The sequence below is a fragment of the Marivirga sp. genome (assembly GCF_024636815.1).
In the GTDB taxonomy this organism is placed as follows: Bacteria; Bacteroidota; Bacteroidia; order Cytophagales; family Cyclobacteriaceae; genus Marivirga.
This window is the reverse complement of sequence record NZ_JAGXGF010000040.1, coordinates 17537-33933: the sequence shown is the minus strand read 5'-3', so window position 1 is coordinate 33933 and position 16397 is coordinate 17537. Positions and strand designations below refer to the sequence as shown.

14 protein-coding genes and 1 pseudogene are annotated in these 16397 nt (G+C 34.8%); 4 read left to right on the top strand and 11 right to left on the bottom strand.

What is annotated here, in order from left to right; genetic code table 11:
• Window positions 1–340: 340 nt before the first annotated feature.
• The 6 genes from Q0L29_RS03455 to Q0L29_RS03430 all read right to left on the bottom strand — a co-directional run bounded on the left by Q0L29_RS03455 (window position 341) and on the right by Q0L29_RS03430 (window position 7857).
• Window positions 341–949 carry a nitroreductase family protein gene (locus Q0L29_RS03455; RefSeq protein ID WP_296619110.1) on the bottom strand — a complete coding sequence of 203 codons (609 nt, stop codon included), beginning with the start codon at window positions 947–949 and terminating at the stop codon, window positions 341–343.
• Window positions 950–1351: 402 nt separating this feature from the next.
• A complete protein-coding gene (locus Q0L29_RS03450; protein ID WP_296619109.1) occupies window positions 1352–1726 on the bottom strand; it encodes an endonuclease domain-containing protein in 375 nt (124 codons plus the stop codon).
• A 293-nt stretch (window positions 1727–2019) separates the two neighbouring features.
• Window positions 2020–2715 carry a DUF4230 domain-containing protein gene (locus Q0L29_RS03445; RefSeq protein ID WP_296619106.1) on the bottom strand — a complete coding sequence of 232 codons (696 nt, stop codon included), beginning with the start codon at window positions 2713–2715 and terminating at the stop codon, window positions 2020–2022.
• A gap of 576 nt (window positions 2716–3291) precedes the next feature.
• Window positions 3292–5775, bottom strand: a complete 2484-nt coding sequence (locus Q0L29_RS03440) for a ribonucleoside-diphosphate reductase subunit alpha (RefSeq protein ID WP_296619104.1) — start codon at window positions 5773–5775, stop codon at window positions 3292–3294.
• Window positions 5776–5982: 207 nt separating this feature from the next.
• A complete protein-coding gene (locus Q0L29_RS03435) occupies window positions 5983–6978 on the bottom strand; it encodes a ribonucleoside-diphosphate reductase small subunit (protein WP_296619102.1) in 996 nt (331 codons plus the stop codon).
• A 372-nt stretch (window positions 6979–7350) separates the two neighbouring features.
• Entirely contained in the window at window positions 7351–7857 is a 507-nt protein-coding gene (locus Q0L29_RS03430; protein ID WP_296619101.1) for a hypothetical protein, read from the bottom strand.
• Between the two features lie 289 nt (window positions 7858–8146).
• Here Q0L29_RS03430 and rplU point away from each other — a divergent pair.
• The 4 genes and pseudogenes from rplU to Q0L29_RS03410 form a co-directional block, all read left to right on the top strand.
• Window positions 8147–8455 (top strand): annotated as a pseudogene (gene rplU / locus Q0L29_RS03425) (50S ribosomal protein L21); the annotation flags it as partial.
• Window positions 8435–8701 carry a helix-hairpin-helix domain-containing protein gene (locus Q0L29_RS03420; RefSeq protein WP_296619112.1) on the top strand — a complete coding sequence of 89 codons (267 nt, stop codon included), beginning with the start codon at window positions 8435–8437 and terminating at the stop codon, window positions 8699–8701. The pseudogene rplU and the gene Q0L29_RS03420, both read left to right, overlap by 21 nt.
• A gap of 27 nt (window positions 8702–8728) precedes the next feature.
• Window positions 8729–8986, top strand: a complete 258-nt coding sequence (gene rpmA, locus Q0L29_RS03415; protein ID WP_296619099.1) for a 50S ribosomal protein L27 — start codon at window positions 8729–8731, stop codon at window positions 8984–8986.
• A gap of 455 nt (window positions 8987–9441) precedes the next feature.
• Entirely contained in the window at window positions 9442–11559 is a 2118-nt protein-coding gene (locus Q0L29_RS03410) for a tetratricopeptide repeat protein (RefSeq protein WP_296619098.1), read from the top strand.
• Here the strand turns inward: Q0L29_RS03410 and Q0L29_RS03405 are convergent, their stop codons facing one another.
• From Q0L29_RS03405 to Q0L29_RS03385, 5 genes are all read right to left on the bottom strand, one after another.
• Window positions 11560–14232 carry a DUF5686 and carboxypeptidase regulatory-like domain-containing protein gene (locus tag Q0L29_RS03405; protein WP_296619096.1) on the bottom strand — a complete coding sequence of 891 codons (2673 nt, stop codon included), beginning with the start codon at window positions 14230–14232 and terminating at the stop codon, window positions 11560–11562.
• A 70-nt stretch (window positions 14233–14302) separates the two neighbouring features.
• Complete coding sequence (gene nadD / locus Q0L29_RS03400; RefSeq protein WP_296619094.1) at window positions 14303–14881, bottom strand: nicotinate (nicotinamide) nucleotide adenylyltransferase; 579 nt, start codon at window positions 14879–14881, stop codon at window positions 14303–14305.
• Window positions 14882–14885: 4 nt separating this feature from the next.
• Window positions 14886–15461, bottom strand: coding sequence for a guanylate kinase (gene gmk, locus Q0L29_RS03395; RefSeq protein ID WP_296619092.1), 576 nt, complete (start codon window positions 15459–15461; stop codon window positions 14886–14888).
• Window positions 15458–15703 (bottom strand): anti-sigma factor, encoded by a 246-nt coding sequence (locus tag Q0L29_RS03390; protein WP_296619091.1) that lies wholly within the window; start codon window positions 15701–15703, stop codon window positions 15458–15460. Before Q0L29_RS03390 ends, gmk begins: the two co-directional genes overlap by 4 nt.
• Before the next feature lie 87 nt (window positions 15704–15790).
• The gene (locus tag Q0L29_RS03385; RefSeq protein ID WP_296619090.1) at window positions 15791–16363 is read right to left on the bottom strand and encodes a sigma-70 family RNA polymerase sigma factor; all 573 of its coding nucleotides are present in this window, start codon (window positions 16361–16363) and stop codon (window positions 15791–15793) included.
• Between the last annotated feature and the right edge of the window lie 34 nt (window positions 16364–16397).

The following is a 16397-nucleotide window of genomic DNA, read 5'->3' as shown; positions in this document are numbered from 1 at the left end:
CTGTAATCAATTTCATTAACTTGAGTTTCCATAGTCCTTGCGAATTTTAATGTTTGAAATTTTCTAACCTTAATTTATTAAAATTCCAAGGACTATTTTCTACCTCATTACAAACATAAAGCCTCAAGGGGACAGTCTCACGGATTTATCTCATCAGGAAATAATAAGTTTCATCACTACTTTATCATAATGCATAAACTAAAAAATTGAAAAAATGATACTAATTCAAATTTTGAATTAAAAATCAAATCAGGAAGTCTCCCCCGGCAGCTGGCAGGGGTTGGGGGGTGTCTCCCATAACACCAATTCTAGTCCTTTTCCCAGATACTATTTTTTATAATCAAAAACTGCTTTTACCCCAATCTTGATCAAAGACGATCTCACTAAGTGACTTTCTGGTTCGCTCTTTGGTTTCCCTGGCTTTTAATTCTTCAGGCACGTTTTCAAGGTCCATTTTATAGCCTAATGCTATGCCCGAAACAATTTCATAGTCATCTGGTATATCAAAATCATTTTGAATATTATCCCTGACAATGCCGGCCATTTGGTGTAAATAAAGCCCCATAGCCGTTGCTTGAGCAGACATATTTCCTACTGCCAAGCCTAGATCATGCCAGCTGTGCATGTTAGGTTTTCCGTTCATTTCAAATGTTTTTTTGGCAAAAGTGAGCATCAAGACCGGTGCATTTTGCGCCCAATTTTGATTATGCGGATTAAGGCCATTTAAAACTCTACTGTAAAGATCTTTTTGATCTTTAGTAGCTATTATAAATCGCCAAGGCTGTTCATTAAAACAAGATGCTGCCCAACGTGTGGCTTCAAATATTTGGTTGAGTTGATCTTTTGTAACTTCCTGCTCCGAAAAAGCGACCGGACTTTTCCGTTTTTTGATTAAGTCTAATTGAAGTTGAACTAAGTCTTGTGATGTATCTATAGTATGATTTTCCATAATTGCTTTTTTAATCAATACGTAGACAGGAATTGTATGTTGCTACATGTAATTAGAGTTATGAATTATAAAATTATGAATTACAATTGAAATGCATCTCTACTTTGAAAATCAAGCTTAGAAATTAAATTAGTTTTTTCTGAAGAACGGCATCTGATTGATTCTTTACTACCACCTTAATAATGGCAATTCAATATGCTATGACCCCCTCAAGCAACACCCCTGTAGTCCCCTTCAAGGGGACAGTCTCACAGATTTATCTCATCAGGAAATAATAAGTTTCATCACTACTTTTTCATAATGCATAAACTAAAAAATTGAAAAAATGATACTAATTCAAATTTTGAAATAAAAATCAAATCAGGAAGTCTCCCCCGCCAGCTGGCGGGGGGTTGGGGGGTGTCAGTGTCCTGATTGCTTTATATAATCCTCGATAGAATTCATGACATTTTCTATACTATGTTTAATATCCAAGTCATCAAACCTCAAGAATTTTACTCCAAATTTCTCAAGTCTTTTCTGTCTTTCTTGATCAATCCTAACAGCCTCTTCATTGTCATGCGAAGAACCATCTACTTCAATTGCAACCATTAATTCATGGCAATAAAAATCTACAATATAGTGATCCATTGGAACTTGCCGATGAAACTGGACGCCTAATCTTCTTCCCTTAATTTGCTCCCAAAGCAATATTTCAGACAGGGTACTGTTTTTCCTTAACTCTCGAGCTAATTCTTTAAGATATGGTTTATAGGGGATAATCTTATTTTTGGTCAAAACACTAGGTTTATTTCTTAAACATAAATATAAACATTTCATCATTACTAATCTACACACCTGTAATCCTTCAAACAACACCCCTGTAGTCCCCTCAAGCAACACCCCTGTAGTCCTCAAGGGGACAGTCTCACAGATTTATCTCATCAGGAAATTAAGTTTCATCACTACTTTTTCATAATCCATAAGCTAAAAAATTGAAAAAATGATACTAATTCAAATTTTGAAATAAAAATCAAATCAAGAAGTCTCCCCCCTTGAGGGGGGTTGGGGGGTGTCCCGAAAACTATGACTCAATACTCCATCCCAATATCTTTTTGCTTATCAAAAGACAACAGCTCCTTTTCCAAATCATTTAACACCTCCCCTGAAGTCATAAGCGAGTTCTCAAATTCATCAGGTGTTTCATCCCCTGCAAACCGAATGCTTACTTCCTGATCGAGTGGCAAAAAAATTGCCTCAAAAACTTCAGACAATTGCAATTTAGTGAGTTCTAGTATCCCTGAATTAATCGCTGCTTTTGTGATTTTATCCTTTCTTTCAGCTTCTATTTCCTTGATCTCCTTCATAGCCGCTTCCATTCTATTTTCAAAGAGCGTGATATCCAAATCCAATACTCTTAGACTTTCAAACTCTGCTTGCTCCCATTTGAAATTCGGAACATCGAGTTTAGGATCGGGTAAAAGAATCGTAATATTTCGATTTTGATCACTACTCACCACCATATCTTTCAAATCCACAAAAGCCGAAATCTCGACTGGAATTTCATAATAAGCAATAATGGGTCTATTGGGTTTATTTCTTCTATGCACAAAATAGACATCATTCAAAACCACTTTTGCTCCATGAAAATCTTGCTTTAGAATCACTTCCTTTACTTGAGCTTCTTCCAGATATTTCATTGGGTGATGGAATTTGGAGTAACCCCAGATTGCTAAAGGTGCTGCAATTAAAGCAAAAATAAGACCGGTCAATAGATGAGTTTTCATTAGGTTCTGTTTTGGTGAATACAAAAGTAAATATAAGGAAGGATGAGGGGAAATGGAAATTTCAATTAATTCATAATACAGTTATCGAACCAATTTCATAACTGTTCAATCAGGTTAGACTTTTAATTGTAGCAAATTCGCCATAATTAGAATTGATAATTGGCATTAACTCCAAGCAATAATTCTAGGGGTAAAAGTAAATTAGTTAAAAAACTGTATTTGATAGTGCTGAATATATGTAGGCGAGTATTGTAAATAATTTTAAGGTGTTATATAACATCTGTAAAAAAAACACTACTACCCTTCAGTCCTTCGGACAGCTCCCCTAAAACAGGGGAGCAGCAGTTAGTGCAATATATTAATGGTTTAGCAAAGAAAATCTTTATACTTCTTAAGTCGGGATTAAATAAGCGGTTAATTAAATTCTCCTCCCCATATATTCAGATTAATCCAATAACTCTATGAATCATCTATTTTTAAGCTTTAAACCAAAAAAACCACCCAGTTTCCCAGGTGGTTTCAATATTCTTAAATCTTAAAGTCTATAATCTTAGATCTAGTATCTAAAAATCTCACTTAAGATCCGCACATCTCGCAATCATCGGGATTATCCAATGAGCAGGCTACTTGTGCTGCTTTTAATGCGGCCAAGTCATCTTCAGCATTGGCTTGTGGCCCTTGCCCTTGTGCTCCGTTGCCGTTACTAACTGGTCTTTTCACCTTAGTATCTGTATTGAGGTTAATGTCCTGAGGCTTACTTTCCGGCTGCGGCTCATCCAACTGACTTTTATCAACAGTAAATTGAATAGCACTCGTTGCTGCTTTAGAACGTAAATAATACATTCCGGTTTTCAAACCCTTCTTCCAGGCATAGAAATGCATAGAAGTCATCTTTCCGAAGTTCGGATCTTGCATGAATAAGTTCATACTCTGAGACTGACAAATGAAAGCACCACGATCGGCTGCCATATCAATAATTGATTTTTGAGATATCTCCCAAACGGTTTTATATAGCTCTTTGATATCCTGAGGAATATCCGCAATATCCTGAACAGAACCATTAGCCGCAATCAATTTATTCTTCATGTTGTCATTCCACATGCCTCTTTCGATCAAGTCACGCATTAAATGCTTGTTCACTACCACAAACTCACCGGATAAAGTTCTTCTGGTGTAGATATTAGAAGTATAAGGCTCGAAGCACTCATTGTTTCCTAAAATCTGAGAAGTAGAAGCGGTTGGCATAGGCGCAACCAATAATGAGTTACGCACTCCATTTTTCTTCACTTCTTGTTTCAAGCTAGTCCAATCCCATCTTTCTGATGGTGTTACATTCCACATATCGAATTGGAAAATCCCTTTAGAAACTGGAGAACCTTTATAAGTTTCATAAGCGCCTTCTTTAATTGCCAAATCTTTAGAAGCGGTCATAGCCGCAAAGTAAATGGTTTCAAAGATTTCCTTATTCAATTTCTTGGATTCCGGTGAATCGAATGGATATCGCAATAACATGAAAGCATCTGCCAATCCCTGAACACCCAAACCAATTGGTCTGTGTCTCATATTGGAAGTTCTAGCTTCCTTCACTGGGTAATAATTCACATCAATTACACGGTTCAAGTTTACTGTAGCCGTATAAGTGATATCATATAATTTATCATGGTCGAAGAACTTCTGTCCGTTCTCATCATCATGCACAAACATAGGCAAGGCATTAGAAGCCAGATTACAAACCGCCACCTCATCTTTAGAAGTGTATTCCATAATCTCGGTACATAAGTTTGAAGACTTGATAGTACCCAGATTTTTCTGATTCGACTTTTTATTAGCCGCATCTTTATATAACATATAAGGCGTACCCGTCTCAATTTGAGATTCTAAAATCTCGAACCAAAGCTCTTGTGCTTTTACCGTTTTTCTGCCTTTTCCTTCGCGCTCGTATTTTTCATAAAGTTTTTCAAAATCATCTCCATAAGCTTCATCTAAGCCAGGTGCTTCATTCGGATCGAATAAAGTCCATTCAGCATTAGCTTCCACTCTTTTCATGAATAAATCTGACATCCACATGGCGTAGAATAAATCACGCGCACGCATTTCTTCTTTCCCGTGATTCTTTTTCAAATCCAGGAAATCAAAAATATCAGCATGCCAAGGCTCAAGGTAAATAGCGAAACTTCCTTTTCTTTTTCCACCACCTTGATCCACATATCTTGCAGTCATGTCAAAGTTTCTCAACATCGGCACAATACCATTGGAAACCCCACCGGTTCCTTTGATGTATGAACCTGTTGCTCTTACATTGTGAATGCTTAGTCCTATACCTCCGGCTGATTGAGAGATCTTAGCCGTTTGTTTTAGGGTATCATAAATTCCATCTATACTATCTTCCTGTATGGTTAATAAGAAGCAAGATGATAATTGTGGTTTAGGAGTACCCGCATTGAAAAGAGTTGGTGTAGCATGCGTAAACCACTTTTCAGACATCAAATTATAAGTTTTGACAGCTGATTCAATATCTTCCCCATGGATACCAATCGCCACTCTCATCAACATATGTTGCGGACGCTCTACAATTTTACCGTTCACTTTCATCAAATAAGAACGCTCCAAGGTCTTGAAACCAAAGAAATCGTATCCAAAATCACGGTCATAGATAATAGCAGAATCTAATTGAGCCGCGTGTTTTTTGATGATCCCGTAAGTTTCTGTAGAAAGTAAAGGCGCATTTTGTCCTGTTTTAGCATCCACATACGTGTAAAGCCTTTTCATGGTATTGCTGAAAGACTTACTAGTGGTTTTATGCAAATTGGAAATGGCAATTCTGGCAGAAAGCTTAGAATAATCTGGGTGCTTCACTGTCAAGGAAGCAGCAGTTTCTGCTGCTAAATTATCCAATTCCTGAGTGGTTACACCATCGTAAATACCATTGATTACTTTTCTAGCCACATCAATGGGCTGAATGTAATTAAGATCTAGGCCGTAGCATAGTTTTTCTATGCGGGCAGTAATTTTATCGAATTTAACGGTTTCTCTCCTACCGTCTCTTTTTACAACTAACATGCTATTATTTTTATGGGGTTATAGGTTCTTGTTCCCCGCATCAGGCGAGGGTTCTTTGTTTCTTTTATTTTCTTTCTGTTCTGACAAGATTCCTGCCTTGGCAGGAATGACGTTCTGAACAAACATTTGGCTAGTAGCCTGAAGATTCCCGCCATCGCGGGAACACGGATTTAATACATGCGTGTGTGAACACGCATGTATTAAATCCTAAAAGTCTTCATCCAAAGAGAATTTAGCTTTATCGCTATCTTCTTCTTTTTTCATTACACCTGCTTTTTGGTAATCCCCTACTCTTTTTTCGAAGAAGTTGGTTTTACCTTGCAGTGAAATCATTTCCATAAAGTCAAATGGATTGCTTGATCCATATACTTTATCACATCTTAATTCTTGTAATAATCTATCCGCCACAAACTCGATGTACTGACACATCAAATCTGCATTCATTCCTATCAATTTCACTGGCAATGAATCGGTCACAAATTCCTTTTCAATTTCCACAGCATCAGTAATGATAGAAGTCACTTTCTCTTTTGATAATTTATTTACTAAATGGTCATTGTAAAGCAAACAAGCAAAATCACAGTGCAATCCTTCGTCTCTTGAGATTAATTCATTAGAGAAGGTTAAACCTGGCATTAGACCTCTTTTCTTCAACCAGAAGATAGAACAGAAACTACCTGAGAAGAATATTCCTTCCACAGCAGCAAAGGCAATCAAACGTTCAGCATAATTCCCCTCATCTATCCAACGCAATGCCCAGTCTGCTTTTTTCTTCACACAATCCATCGTATCGATAGCATTGAAAAGACTGCTCTTTTCTTTGTTGTCTTTTACATAAGTGTCTATTAAAAGAGAATAAGTTTCAGAGTGAACATTTTCCATCGCGATTTGGAAACCATAGAAGAACTTAGCTTCAGTATATTGAACTTCAGCTACGAAATTCTCTGCCAGGTTTTCGTTAACGATTCCATCACTAGCTGCAAAGAACGCAAGTACATGCTTTATAAAGTGTGTTTCTCCATCCGTCAGATTTTCCCAGTCTTTTTGATCCTGGCTCAAATCGATCTCTTCAGCAGTCCAGAAGCTAGCTTCCGCCATCTTATAAAATTCCCAAATGTCTTTATGTTGTATAGGGAATAAAACAAAGCGGTCTTTGTTCTCTTTCAAAATCGGTTCGTCTTGGAATGTAGTTACTTCACTCATCTTTGAAATATTTTTTTAGTTTCTTAATAAATTCCTAAAAGAAAACAGGGGTGGTTAAGACTAATGAATTCTTACTAAAGCAGATAGAAAAAATTACGCAGTCAAAAATCTTTTTTCTCTTCCCTATTTTCTTGGCTGTGCTTACAAATATTAGGAAGATTACTGAAAAATCAAAGGCTAAAAAGTTACTGACAGAGCGCTGTGGATAAGTATATATATAGTTGTTTTTCAGCTACTTAAATCCTTTTATCTCAGCATCACTTAGGGGAATTTCGGGCGTATTGGAGCATTAAAAAAACTTGGGAAAGTTTTCCACAAGCACAAGCAAAAGAGGGTTTATAAAAATGGCCTTAAGAGCACTTTATTACATACTTAATTATTATATAACAATCTCTCTTTCAGATCTTCCGGCATAAATTCAATCTGTGGCTCATGTTGATTTAAGAAATAAGCTACCGGTCCATAATAAGTATTGCTTGTGACTGGATCTTCGAATTTACGATACACTCCTTTCTTCATTTTATTGGACAAAGCTGCTGAAACTGAACTCCTTACTTTTGATTTATTAAGGCCTGGTTCTTTTTCCATGATAAAATCCACCACCTCATTGGTTTTGACCAACTTCCGCTTAAAATCGATAAAATAGGCAATTTTCTTCGTCCAAGCCCATTGGTCATGATAGGCATTTGTTTTTTGATGCAATAAATTCTGAGCTTCATTTTCCTGAAAAAGAGGAAGATTAACCAAATTGGAAAGGTGACTATCGATCTCTTCTATCTCAGCTTTGAATTGATTGATTTTCATTTGCAAAGCCTTCTTTTTATCCCCTAAAGCTTTTATATATAGGTCGGTGTATTTCTCAGGAATGTTTACCTTCATCTTTTGATTTATTTTCAGTGACTGAATATTTCAAAGTAAAGCATTACAAGCAATTAAAGCAAGCACTTTAAGCATTTAATGGTTACCATTTAAATTAAAAACGACTTATATCGCTTTTACCGCTTGCATTTTATGCCTTTTGAAGCAATATTACAATCGCTTATCAAATGTGTAGAACAAAAAACAGGGCGACAAATAAGAGTACTGTAATAGCTTTTGTATCATTAAATAAAATCACTATATTTGCATTCCTTTTGGGAAATAGTATACTTAATAAATAATTATTTCAATGTACGCAATTGTAAACATAGCCGGAAAGCAGTTCAAAGTAACGCAAGACCAGTTCGTATACGCTCCATTAATGGAGGGTGAAGATGGCGCTTCCGTAGAGTTCGACAAAGTATTGTTATTAGACAATGATGGAAAAGTCGAAGTAGGTGCACCTTTAGTAAAAGGAGCAAAGGTATCAGGGAAAATCCTTGGTCATGTTAAAGGCGATAAAGTAGTCGTATTCAAAAAGAAAAGAAGAAAAGGCTACAAGAAAAGAAATGGACATCGTCAAGATTTCACAAAAGTATTGATCGAAGTTATTTCATTGAATGGAGCTAAAAGTACTTCAAGCAAGAAAGAAACTAAATCAACTGCTAAAGATGATTTAAGTGAAATTAGTGGTATTGGACCAACTTATAGTGAAAAGCTAAATGAAATTGGATTCACTACTTTTGAGCAAATAGCAAAATTAACTGCTGCTGACAAGAAAAAGATAGCTGAAATAGATGGATTATCTGAAGATGTTATTGAATCTGAGGAGTGGGTAAAGCAAGCAAAAGCACTTTTAAAATAAAACATTAATTATATAAAATTTTAAACCATGGCACACAAAAAAGGAGCTGGTAGTTCTAAAAACGGTAGAGAATCGGAAAGTAAACGATTAGGTGTGAAAATATATGGTGGCCAAGCTGCAATTGCAGGTAACATTTTGGTTCGTCAGCGTGGTACTGCTCATCACCCGGGAGATAACGTGGGTATGGGAAAAGATCACACATTATTCGCACTTACTAATGGAGTGGTTCAATTCAAAAGAGGTAAAAAAGACAGATCGTATGTTTCTGTTGAACCTGTGAACTAAGAATACAAAAACTTATTTATATTTGAAGCCTTTCAATCCAATTGAAAGGCTTTTTTATTTTAAGCCAACTGCGCAAAGCCATAAACTCAAATTACTTTGTTTGCAAAAGCTTATCTTTTCTCCGAATTAATGAGTGACATGATCAATAATCTGGTAATAATTTTATTTGACACTCATCAATTGTAAGATAATCTAATACTTTTCAAGTCATTGGATTAAATAATCCTGAGGCTGTAAATATTTATAAATAGTATTTTTTTTCAATATCACTTTTCCAAATCACTCCAATTATTACATCAACAAAAAGAATATACATATACATAAGTAAATACTCTCTTCCAATTTGGGATTTTATTGACTATATTAAATACTACAAATATTAATATTATTCAATTAGAAATTTGAAGTTAAGATTTTTATATATCGTCCTTTTGATTTTTCTAAGTACACAACTGATGTCTCAATCAAAAACTGACAGTTTGCGGTCAGTATTGATTAAAGCAGAAGGAGAAGAAAGAATAGCAATTCTTCATTCTTTAATATTTGAAACATGGTTAAATCATCCTGATTCAGCCTTAAAATATGCAGAACAAGCCTTAATTCTCTCCAGGAGAGCAGAAGACCAAAGGAATATTTCTAAATCACTTAGACTTATAGGAGGTACATACAATTACAAAGGCGAATTTGAACCCTCCTTAGAATACAACTTACAAGCCCTTGAAATTGCCCTTAAAATTAATGACTCTTTCCTGATTCACAATGCCTTAAACAATATCGGTTTTGTATATATCAGCTTAGGAAATTATCAAAATTCACTCGAATATTTGATGCGATCTTACCAGATGAAACAAAAATTAGGAGTTATTTATGGTTTAGAACATACGTTAAATAATATCGGTTTAGTTTATGCTCAGGCTCATATGTTTGATAGTGCCATTCATTATTTCAACAGAGGCTTAAAAATTGCTCAAGGGAATGAGGATATTGATTTAGTAATTTATTCACAAAACAATATAGGGAATTTACACCTTTCGAAGATGGACTATAAAAAGGCTGGTATTTACTTTCAATCCTCTTTATCCTTAGCTAAAAACAATGAAAACAAAAACTGGAAATCAGTGGCTTTGAAAGGTATGGGACAAGTAGCTATGGCTGAGGGAAATTACGATTCTGCTAAGTATTATTATGACCAATCTTTAAAAATCAGAAAAGAAATAAGTGAACAAAAAGGAATAGCTGAAATCTATCTTTTGGAAGCAGAACTATTAATGTTAAAAGGAGATACAGATCAAGCTCTAAGATTACTTAATCAATGCGATTCCATAGCAGGCAAGATCAAAGCAAAGAGTTTGGTATTGGATGTATATAGAGTTAGTGCTGAACTATATAAGAAAAAAGGCGAAACACCATTATCAAATGAGTATTTAGAAAAATTCATATCGCTAAAAGACTCTCTCTATTTGGATGCTCTTGAAAGAAACTTGTCTTTAATACCCTTGAAACTTGAAGAAAATAAGAATAGGATGAAACTACAAGAAAGTGAAATTGCATTGAAAGAAAAAAGCTTTCAAAATTTAGTATATATCTCACTTCTCATTTTGGTCACGCCCTTTTCTTTCCTGATGATATTGATCTACCAGCGCAACAAGAAGATCAATAGCACATTAAAAAAGCAAAATAACAAAGTTGAAGCTCAAAAAGAAGAAATTGAATCTCAAAAGGAATATTTAGAGATTAATTTAAAAGAACTAGAACGGGCAAAAAATGTAATCAGCCTTCAAAAAGATGAACTGGAAATATTAAACGAGCAATTAGCAGGTACGGTTGATAAACGAAATTATGAATTAAAAAAAGTAAATGAGAGTTTACGCACCACCAGCTTGGAATTAGACAACTTTATATATAAGTCTTCGCACGATATAAAAGGCCCTATTGTAAGGCTGATGGGGATTTGTGATTTGGCCATGCAGGATGTGAATGACGCAAAAGCATTAGAATATTTTGGCATGTTGGATAAAGCTGCACTTAGACTCAATGTTATTATTGATGAACTGAAATTAATTAGTGAACTAAATGAGAAAACTGTTGAAACTTCATTAATAGATTTCAAGGCTATCGTTCAGGAATGCTTTAATGAAGTTGCCTACATTGAAAATATAAATGATTTTAACTTAGATATTCAAATGGAAGACCATTTGATTTATTATTCTGATGAGGCTCTGGTTCGTCTGATTATTTTTAATATGCTCCAGAATTCATTGCAATTTATGAAAAGCGAACAGTCTGATGATTACAAAATTGGCTTTTACATTACGGAAAACGAACAAAGTATCCATATAACTTTCAAATTATTTGACCTGAAATTAATGGATGCGGAAACCTCTAAATTGATAAGCAGTTTTTCAAAGGCTCAAAATAAATTTGAGAATATAAGTATTGGTCTTTATACTGTTAAGCAATGTATTCAGAAATTATCGGGGAAATTCAATATGGTTTTAGAAGAAAAAGAGCATACTAAATTTGAAATTGAACTGCCCAAAATATTGAATTTCACTTCAAAAATAGACACTTAATCATTCGTCATCAGAAACATTAATTGAAATATTTCCACCAAGTGTAGTGGCAATTCCAACTCTTAAACCCCAGCCCTTATATTGCATGTTCTCATATTGAGTAGCAATTTCTATTCGGAAAAATTTCAATATCCCATCCAAAGAGTAGCCTAACTCTGTATAATTATTACTCTCAGGTGTGAAAAGGTGATTTATGAAGATCCCTTCTTTCAACCCCATAAAACGAGTAGCTGGAATTTGAGTGATTAAAAATTTCCTGAATCGGTGAAAAATAAAATATTGTGCGTAGAACTGATCGGTACTGAATCTATAATAATCCAATAGTCTATATGATTCCACAGGATCATTTTGCGTAATGAATGCTTTATTACCCGGAAAGTGAGCATAATCCATGAATCCTAAGTTATTATTATTAAGGAATACTCCCATTCTGGAGTTAAAATAGGTTCTTCCTTTTGCTCCAAAGTCATATTCATCTTTATACCCAATAACCAGCCTATCAAAATCAACATCGCTGCCCACAACACCTTTAAATCCTTTATAATATTCCAATTCAAATCGGGTAGGCCGCTGGTTCACCGGTCTTTTAATACCATTTCGAATTACATATTTAATAAATGGCTGATAATAGAATTTTACATTTGCTGTCAATGCATTTTGACCATCAAAATCATCTACAGGATTAATATTTACTGGAAAATTCGGTGTGAATTCTCTTTCCCAATCCACAATACTGAAATCTGCATTATCATTTAATCTTTTTCTTTCCTGATATTCTAATTCCGCTGACATCCCCATTTTTACTGAGAACTTTCTTTCAAAATTTAACTTCATAAAATCCTTCTCATAAATCTTCATGAAGTTTTGTTCCCATAGGGTTGTAAAACTTGTATTGATAAGAGGAGTAACTGCCGGTGCGTCATTAAATTGTTGTATGTAACGACCTGCCCTAAACTCAACATCACCGGTTTTAAATTGATATTTCGCCAATATTTTACCTATTACTTTATTTCGTGCCACTGAATAGCGAACTGTTGGTTTTAAGAGAGCATAGGAATTCCGGTTGAAGTAGGTTCTGTCAACTGATGATTTATCTAAGGTAGTATCAAATTTTATAGGTATAAATCGCTTTAATCCAATGCTATAATCCATATTCAACCCTTCTACAGTATTAAACTGAATATTTAAAATTGGATTATAAATTTTAAAATAAAGTCTTTTAGCGCTGTCTAGCCTATAGTTACCACCCACTAAAATATCAGCTATCTGAAAGCTCGATTTTTTTACACTTTTTACAGAATCTTCTGATACTTTTAAATCTTCAATAATATTTAAACTATCAATTTTTGCGTAACCTCGACTTTCATCTGTCGAAAGAGGAATAGGGCGTATTTGTGCCCAAAACATAGAATCTTGATTGTAAGCCCCTGAATCTACTTTAAAGTTATAAACGCCAATTATATCCTGTTTAGCTAATGAATCTTGCTGCGATTTTTTGTAATTCTTCATGATATCGGACAAATCCTCCGACTTTACTGCGACTTGATCTTGCTTATCGACAACAACCAAATCCTTTGCCTCCTGAATAATCTCCTCAGTCATTTTCCCCTGTTCAACATCATCCTTATCTAAAATCTTAATATTTCTGGGCAAAGCAGGATTCAATTCAATATTATAATTACTCATGGAAGCCAAATATTTCCCTTCAAAACCTACCCCCATTATCTTTCCATCTACATCAAATTGATGGGTAATAGGCATCCAAGCCAAATTTCTAATGTTTTGATAAACCTGTCGGATTCTAACATCGATTCCCAACTCAATTTGAGCCTTCAAATCCACTCTATATAAAGCCCAATCCTCTTCCACCAACTGAATTTCACCTTCAAATACGTTAGGGGCAGGTACTTTTGGAATTACCTTAATTTTATTAATCAAGTTATCTCCGTCCATAAAAGCACCTAAATGCTTAAATTTATAATATCGGAATGCTTTGGAAGATAGTGGGGAAATAACGGAAGCTATTTCATCTTGATAGAAGCTTCCGGCAATAAATCGCATAGGATTTGCATTGAAATCGGTTTTCTTGGAAGCATAAATAGAAATTACTTTTTCAGAGAACTGGTTAGGTCTTCGGTAACTCACTTCACTTACCGATTCAGTAATGATCATCGTTTCCGTATCAATTCCTTCTTTTTTAAGTACACTTTTTAAGTAAAAAGGAATATCGGTAACTCTACCCTTTCCTTTTACATATACTGTTCCTGAATAGGCATCTATTTGTTGGCGGTGATAACTGCTTTTCGCAATGGCTTTTCGCATCATCCAGTTGGCAGGGTCTGTGGCTTTTGCAGAAGTCGTTACTTCATCTAATAATAAACTTTGCTTCGGTAATTGTACATCTAACTGAAGGTTTCCGTCTTCTAAGTTAATCTTCTTGGTTACAGTTTCATAACCTACAAATTTATACTGGAGGGTATATTTTCCTTTCTTCAGCTGCAGCTCATAATAAGCTTCTTGATTAGTGGAAGTGCCAGAACCCGTTTCTTGCACATATATAGTAGCAAAAGGTAGTATTTCTCCATCATCACCATATACTACTCCCCTAACTCCTTGTGCATTGATTTGAAAAAAAGAGTAAAATAAAATAAGGACAGTAAATAGTTTTTTCATATTTCTGGTTCAAATGGGGTTCAAGATATTAAAGTTAAGGTTGATAAATGAACCTTTAAAAAGAAAATTTTTAGATATATAGCTTTTTACCTTTTATCCTATCTAAAACCGCATCGGGCACTAAATATTTTACAGAACGATTATTCTTTATGGATTTTCTAATAAAAGTTGCCGATATATCCATCATTGGTGCCTCCACAAAACGGACATTTTCATGATCTTCCAGATCCGATTTTTTAGCATTAGGACGGGGATAAACTAGTAAGCCATAATCACGCAAAATAACATCGCTATTTTTCCACTTCGGAAAGCTCTTCAAATTATCACCTCCTATGATTAATTTAAATTTATGATTAGGATGTTGATCTGTTAAATAGGCTAAGGTATCCGCAGTATAGCTCGGTTTAGGCATTTTGAATTCAATATCCGTTACTTTCATGTGAAAATGATCTGCTATAGCGGCTTCCACTAAATCATACCGATCAAATTCATGTGCCAGCGATTTTTGCTTCTTAAATGGGCTTTGAGGAGAAACTACGAACCAGACTTCATCAATATCGGGTTCTTCCAACATGGTGTTAGCGATAATCAAATGCCCAACATGAATGGGGTTAAAAGAACCAAAAAACAGACCTACGTTTTTAACCATGAGATTACTTTCCAATAAAACCAGCTACCATATCCTCTGCTTTTTTGAGTGAGGTCACCAAATCTTCGTTTACTAAAGTAACATCAAACTCTTTTTCAAAAGTCATTTCAAATTTGGCTTTATAAAGTCGTTGCGATAAACTAGATGAAGATTCTGAATTGCGATTTTTTAATCTTTCTTCCAGTACTTCTAAAGATGGGACTTTTACAAAAATGGCTAATGCATCATCTCCAAAATATTTTTTGAGTTTTAAACCGCCTTTTACATCCACATCAAAAATCACAGCTTTGCCGGCATCCCATATTCTCTGAACTTCTTCTTTCAATGTTCCATAAAAGTTCCCTTCATAGACTTCTTCCCATTCTACAAACTCATCCTTATCAATACGTTTTTTAAATTCTTCAGGGGTCAGGAAATAATAATCTACTCCATCAACTTCGGTTCTACCCCTTTTGTCGCGCGTGCAAGCAGAAATAGAAAAGCCTAACTCAGGATGTTTGTCTAATAAATGTTGTACTATAGTGGTTTTACCAGCTCCGGATGGAGCTGAAAAGATAATTGCTTTACCGTAATTCTTCATTTTAAGGAAGCTGTTTCAGAAATCTTATTTTGAATTGAGTTTGCCAAATCTTTAGGAGTGCCATTGATTTTTATATGGCTTTTGAGACTATCTTTGATTGATTTACTAAGTAAATATTCCTCTCTGCAGCTTTCGCATTCTTCCAAATGTCTCATCAATTCTTGATGTTGCTCTTCAGTAGCTTGTCCGTCTATTACCAAAAGTAGTAGTTCTGTACACGCTTGGTTTTGCTCAAGTTCCATGGTTTGCTCGTTTATTAAAAAATTTTGGCGGTTACCTTTATTATGCAAATATGCCCAATGTTTTCCTCACCTAAAAATCTCCTCTAATTATTTTCGTTTATCCTTATAGCCTAAGGAACTAGCATATTGTTTTAATTTCTCTTTCAATAAATTTCTTGCTCTGTGCAATCTACTCCTGACGGTTCCTATAGGGATGTCTAAAATCTTAGCCATTTCCTCATAAGTAAAGCCCTCTAGGTCACACAAAATAATTACAGTTCTGAAATCCACATCAAGAGAATTGAGTGCATTGGTTATTTCATCCCCAATTAAATGCTGAACAGTTTCTACCCTAAGATCGGTAGTAATATTCTCATTTACAGAATCGGAATTATAATATGATTCTACTTCCTGATAATCTACCTTATTAGGTTGTTTACTCTTTTTCCTATAATTATTAATAAAACTATTCTTCAAGATTCGAAACAGCCAAGCTTTCGCATTCGTTCCCGTTTCGAAAGAATTGATGAATCGATAGGCTTTCATGAAGGTCTCTTGCACCAAATCCTTGGCATCGTCTTCATCCAAAGTAAGCCTAAATGCAAAATTATACATCGCATCTATATGCGGCATAAATTCTTCATTGAATACTCTTTGTTTATCTTTGTTTTCGTATGACATGCGCTCTCCCACAAACTAGTTTAATTATAGTATA

Bases quoted from the DNA above. Each gene is read 5' to 3' on its own strand.
- Q0L29_RS03455 (WP_296619110.1), bottom strand. From the start codon at position 949: ATGGAAAATCATACTATAGATACATCACAAGACTTAGTTCAACTTCAA.
- Q0L29_RS03445 (WP_296619106.1), bottom strand. From the start codon at position 2,715: ATGAAAACTCATCTATTGACCGGTCTTATTTTTGCTTTAATTGCAGCA.
- Q0L29_RS03440 (WP_296619104.1), bottom strand. From the start codon at position 5,775: ATGTTAGTTGTAAAAAGAGACGGTAGGAGAGAAACCGTTAAATTCGAT.
- Q0L29_RS03435 (WP_296619102.1), bottom strand. From the start codon at position 6,978: ATGAGTGAAGTAACTACATTCCAAGACGAACCGATTTTGAAAGAGAAC.
- Q0L29_RS03430 (WP_296619101.1), bottom strand. From the start codon at position 7,857: ATGAAGGTAAACATTCCTGAGAAATACACCGACCTATATATAAAAGCT.
- rpmA (WP_296619099.1), top strand. From the start codon at position 8,729: ATGGCACACAAAAAAGGAGCTGGTAGTTCTAAAAACGGTAGAGAATCG.
- Q0L29_RS03410 (WP_296619098.1), top strand. From the start codon at position 9,442: ATGTCTCAATCAAAAACTGACAGTTTGCGGTCAGTATTGATTAAAGCA.
- Q0L29_RS03405 (WP_296619096.1), bottom strand. From the start codon at position 14,232: ATGAAAAAACTATTTACTGTCCTTATTTTATTTTACTCTTTTTTTCAA.
- nadD (WP_296619094.1), bottom strand. From the start codon at position 14,881: ATGGTTAAAAACGTAGGTCTGTTTTTTGGTTCTTTTAACCCCATTCAT.
- gmk (WP_296619092.1), bottom strand. From the start codon at position 15,461: ATGAAGAATTACGGTAAAGCAATTATCTTTTCAGCTCCATCCGGAGCT.
- Q0L29_RS03390 (WP_296619091.1), bottom strand. From the start codon at position 15,703: ATGGAACTTGAGCAAAACCAAGCGTGTACAGAACTACTACTTTTGGTA.
- Q0L29_RS03385 (WP_296619090.1), bottom strand. From the start codon at position 16,363: ATGTCATACGAAAACAAAGATAAACAAAGAGTATTCAATGAAGAATTT.